This window comes from Frankia sp. AgKG'84/4 (assembly GCF_023242965.2).
Classification (GTDB): domain Bacteria; phylum Actinomycetota; class Actinomycetes; order Frankiales; family Frankiaceae; genus Frankia.
On sequence record NZ_JALKFU020000433.1, the window covers coordinates 1 to 4507 of the forward strand.

Here is a 4507-nt window from a genome sequence, read left to right on the forward strand (position 1 = left end):
GACCGGTCCAGGCCGGCACCGCCGTCGCCCGCCGGTGCGCCGCGCTCATCGCGGCGACCAGCGGAAACAATGCGAGGCCCAGCGGTCGCAGGGAGATGACCCCGTTGGAGAGGCCCAGGGTGGTCCCGTGGGCGACGAGCCACAGATCGGCACCGACCCGCATCGCGGCGCCGGGCCCGGTCGAGGAGCCGGTGTCGGCGCCCCAGACGATCAGGACGATGACCTCGATGAACAGCAGGCCGGCGGCGGACGCGGCGATCGCCGCCACCGCCGGCCGGCCGGCCCTGGCCCACACGCGGTCGAGAAACGGCCCGGCGGACCCCGGACTGTGGAAGGCGGGCACGGTAGGACGCTCGCACGCGGTCACCCGCCATCCGGGACAACACGCCGTCCGAAGCCCGAGAAATCACCCGCGCCCGAAACATCCCCATCGGGCGGGCCGGCGAACCAACCAGTCCACGGTCGCGGAGGCCACCAAGGCACGGACCCCGCGAGGCCGTGTCCGGCCGATCATGGCGTAGGCGTCCGGGCACCGGCCCTACAAAGCGGCCAGCCGCGATCGCAGCCAGCCCTTCTACACGGGCAAATCAGACACCGAGCCCGCTGGAACGACCAGCCGCCGCGGAACCGGAGTGGTCAGGCGGGCGGCTGCTGGCCGTACCCGGGCGGGGGCTGCTGGCCATAGCCGGGCTGCTGCTGGCCGTAACCACCGCCCTGCGGCGGCTGGCCGTAACCCGGCTGCTGCTGACCATAACCACCACCGGTGGGCGGCTGACCGTAGCCCGGCTGCTGGCCGTACCCGCCGCCGGTGGGCGGCTGGCCGTAACCACCGCCCTGCGGCGGCTGGCCGTAGCCACCGCCCTGCGGCGGCTGGCCGTAACCCGGCTGCTGCTGGCCATATCCGCCACCGGTGGGCGGCTCGCCATAGCCCGGCTGCTGCTGGCCGTACCCGCCGGGGTTGCCCGGCGTGGGCTGCTGGCCGTACGGCTGGCCGTAGGGCGGCTGGCCGGGCTGCCAGTTGGACGGCGCGCCGGGGCCACCCGGACGGCCGCGGCCGGGGATGGGCGCTCCGGCCGCGAGGGCGGCCAGCACGCCGAAGACGGTCTGCACGATCGCGGCGACCAGCGCCAGATAGAAGCCCACGCTCGGGCCGGCGTCGGTCCCGGACGGCACATCCGGGAACCGGAGCCACCGAATGAGCAGGAGCAGCGTGGCGAGCGCCGAGACCCCCGGCAGCGCCCACAGCCACGAGACCGGACCGATGTCCGGGATGGTGAAGTTCGCAAAAATCCGCGCGGCCAGCAGGCCGGCGACCGCCACGACCAACAGCACCGGGAACCAGGAGTTGAAGCCGAGCCCCCAGCCGTTACGGTGCGCGCTCGCGGTGCGACCGAAAAACGAGATGCTCACCGAGTACCACGGCAGGAAGCTCACGATGAACATGACCGCACCGGAGGCGATCACCCCGATGTCATTGGTCGCAACGTTACGACCGCCGATCTGCGCCACGACGGTAACCCCACTTCGTCAGGTCGGTCGGCGGATCGACATCACGTGCCGACACGCCGGGGCAGGAGTGTGACAGTTGACGGGAGATGAGGGAAGGCATGCCCATCCCTCATTCCCGACAACCCACGACCCCCGCACCATCCGCCTGACGAGCTGCCGCAGTCCCCGGAGCCCATCAGGCGGACAGAACTACAACGACCGCATAATGTCAGCCATCAGGCGGGCAGTCTCCGACGGGGTCTTGCCCACCCGCACACCGGCCTTCTCCAGGGCCTCCTTCTTCGCCTGCGCGGTGCCGGAGGAGCCCGACACGATCGCGCCGGCGTGGCCCATCGTCTTGCCCTCCGGCGCCGTGAAGCCGGCGACGTAGCCGACGACCGGCTTGGAGACGTGCGCCTCGATGTGCGCCGCCGCCCGCTCCTCCGCGTCGCCGCCGATCTCACCGATCATGACGATCGCGTCGGTGCCCGGGTCGGCCTCGAAGGCGTCCAGCGCATCGATGTGGGTGGTGCCGATGACCGGGTCACCGCCGATGCCGACGCAGGTGGAGAAGCCGAACTCGCGGAGCTCGTACATCATCTGGTAGGTCAGCGTGCCGCTCTTGCTGACCAGGCCGATGCGGCCACCGGGGGTGATGTCCGCCGGGATGATGCCGGCGTTGGACACGCCCGGGCTCGCGATGCCGGGACAGTTCGGCCCGATGATCCGGGTCGTGCCCTTCGACTGGCTATACGCGAAGAACTCGGTCGTGTCGTGGACCGGCACGCCCTCGGTGATGACCACCGCGAGCCCGATGGCCGCGTCGATCGCCTCGATCGCCGCGTCCTTCGTGAACTTCGGCGGTACGAAGATCACCGAGACGTTCGCGCCGGCCTGCGCCATCGCGTCGGCGACGGAGCCGAACACCGGCACGCCCTCGACCTGCTGGCCGACCTTGCGCGGGTTGACCCCGGCGACGACGTTCGTGCCCGCCGCCAGCATCCGCTTCGTGTGCTTCGCGCCTTCGGAGCCGGTGATGCCCTGCACCACCACCCGGCTGTTCTCGTCAAGCCAGATAGCCATCGTTCTGTTTTCCCTTCGCCCTGGTCAGGCCGCGGCCGCGGCGAGCTCGGCGGCGAGCTTCGCCGCGCCGTCCATCGTGTCGACCGGCTTGACCACCGGGGAGTTCGCCTCCGCGAGGATGCGGCGACCCTCCTCGGCGTTGTTGCCGTCGAGGCGCACCACCAGCGGGGTGGTGACGTTCCCGACGATCTCCAGCGCCTGGATGATGCCGTTGGCCACGGCGTCGCAGGAGGTGATGCCACCGAAGATGTTGACGAAGACGCTCTTGACCGACGGGTCACCGAGGATGATCGACAGGCCGTTCGCCATCACCTCGGCGGACGCGCCGCCGCCGATGTCGAGGAAGTTCGCCGGGCGCTTGCCGCCGAACTCCTCACCCGCGTAGGTCACCACGTCGAGCGTCGACATGACCAGGCCGGCACCGTTTCCGATGATCCCGACCTCGCCCTCGAGCTTGACGTAGTTGAGGCCCTTCTCCTTGGCCTTCTGCTCCAGCGGGTCCACCATGGAGACGTCGATGAACGCCTCGTTCTCGGGGTGGCGGAAGTCGGCGTTCTCGTCGAGGCTGACCTTGCCGTCGAGGGCGATGACGCGGCCGTCGGCGGTCAGGATCAGCGGGTTGACCTCGACGAGCGTGGCGTCCGACTTCACGAAGACGGTCCACAGCTTGGCCAGCAGTTCGCTGGCACCCGCCAGGGCCGACTCTGGAAGCTTCGCGGCCACCGCGATCTCGCGGGCCTTGGCGGCGTCGACCCCGGTCAGCGGGTCGATCGGGATGCGGGCCAGCGCCTGCGGGTTGGTGGCGGCCACCTCCTCGATCTCCATGCCGCCCTCACGGGAGGCCATGGCGAGGAAGGTGCGGTTCGCCCGGTCCAGCAGGAAGGATGCGTAGTACTCCTCCGCGATGTTGCTCGCCTCTTCGACGAGCACCGAGTGGACCGTGTGGCCCTTGATGTCCATCCCGAGGATCGCCGTCGCCTTCGCGAAGGCGTCGTCCGGTCCGTCGGCCACCTTGACACCGCCGGCCTTGCCTCGGCCACCGGCCTTGACCTGAGCCTTGACGACCACCTTGCCGCCGAGTTCGGTGGCGATCGCTCGCGCCTCCTCGGGAGTGGTCGCGGTCTTCCCGGTGGGTACCGGAACGCCATGTTCGGCGAACAACTTCTTCGCCTGGTATTCGAAGAGATCCACGGTCCGTCCAGTCGGATGCGATCGTAACGGGGATGGGTTTGAGTAGGGCTGCACAGAACGCCTGAGAGCCTACTGACGAGCTGGTTACGGCGCGCGTCACGCGCAGTGCCGGGGCAGCCGGTCAGCGGTGCCGGCGGCGGTCGCCCACGGGGCAGGGGGCACCCGCCGAAGGTGCCATCCGCAGTGCACGGAAGATCTGACGCACTCGGCAGACCCATCGATACGGGACAAATGAGGTGGCAGCTCGCTCGCGTCGACCCGTCAAGCCCCCGTGCGCGACGCATCCCCGCGTACGAGTTACAACGCTGAGCGTGACCACCGTCCACGGATTCAGAAATTCGCGTGTCCGAAGTCACGGCATCGGCGGGCGAAGGTATGCCGGAAATCACAGGGGAACAACACCGATCGTGGTCGGCCTTCCGGAGGTTTCCCGGGAAGGTGCGGCATTCAGCGCAGCGCCAGAACGACCAGCAGGCTGGTCGCCGTCAGCCCGATACCGGTCCAGCCCAACCCGATCCCGATCGCGGCGAGACGCCGCCCCCGCTGGTTGTGCCGGCGGATCTGGGCCCTGGCGACCGAACCGACGACCACGGCGGCCACGCTCCCGACCCCGAACAGCCAGCCGAGGGCCAGGATGACTGACAGCAGCGCGCGGCCGTTGAGCGCCCGCTGCGGCGGCGTGGTGGGCGGGAAGCGGCGCGGACCCGCGCTCTCCACCCGGAGCAGTCCGGCCGTCGCGCCGGGC

5 protein-coding genes are annotated in these 4507 nt (G+C 70.1%); all 5 read right to left on the bottom strand.

Annotation, left to right across the window (positions count from 1 at the left end; translation table 11 throughout):
- The coding region (locus MXD58_RS20675; RefSeq protein WP_308302007.1) for a cell division protein PerM at nucleotides 1–367 on the bottom strand (367 nt) is incomplete at its 3' end.
- 269 nt (nucleotides 368–636) lie between these two features.
- Nucleotides 637–1509 carry a hypothetical protein gene (locus MXD58_RS20680; protein WP_248840954.1) on the bottom strand — a complete coding sequence of 291 codons (873 nt, stop codon included), beginning with the start codon at nucleotides 1507–1509 and terminating at the stop codon, nucleotides 637–639.
- A gap of 189 nt (nucleotides 1510–1698) precedes the next feature.
- The gene (gene sucD / locus MXD58_RS20685) at nucleotides 1699–2571 is read right to left on the bottom strand and encodes a succinate--CoA ligase subunit alpha (protein ID WP_248840953.1); all 873 of its coding nucleotides are present in this window, start codon (nucleotides 2569–2571) and stop codon (nucleotides 1699–1701) included.
- Nucleotides 2572–2595: 24 nt separating this feature from the next.
- Complete coding sequence (sucC, locus tag MXD58_RS20690; protein ID WP_248840952.1) at nucleotides 2596–3762, bottom strand: ADP-forming succinate--CoA ligase subunit beta; 1167 nt, start codon at nucleotides 3760–3762, stop codon at nucleotides 2596–2598.
- A 447-nt stretch (nucleotides 3763–4209) separates the two neighbouring features.
- Nucleotides 4210–4507 (bottom strand): DUF4190 domain-containing protein (locus MXD58_RS20695; protein WP_250609757.1); only part of this gene is annotated, 298 nt, incomplete at its 5' end.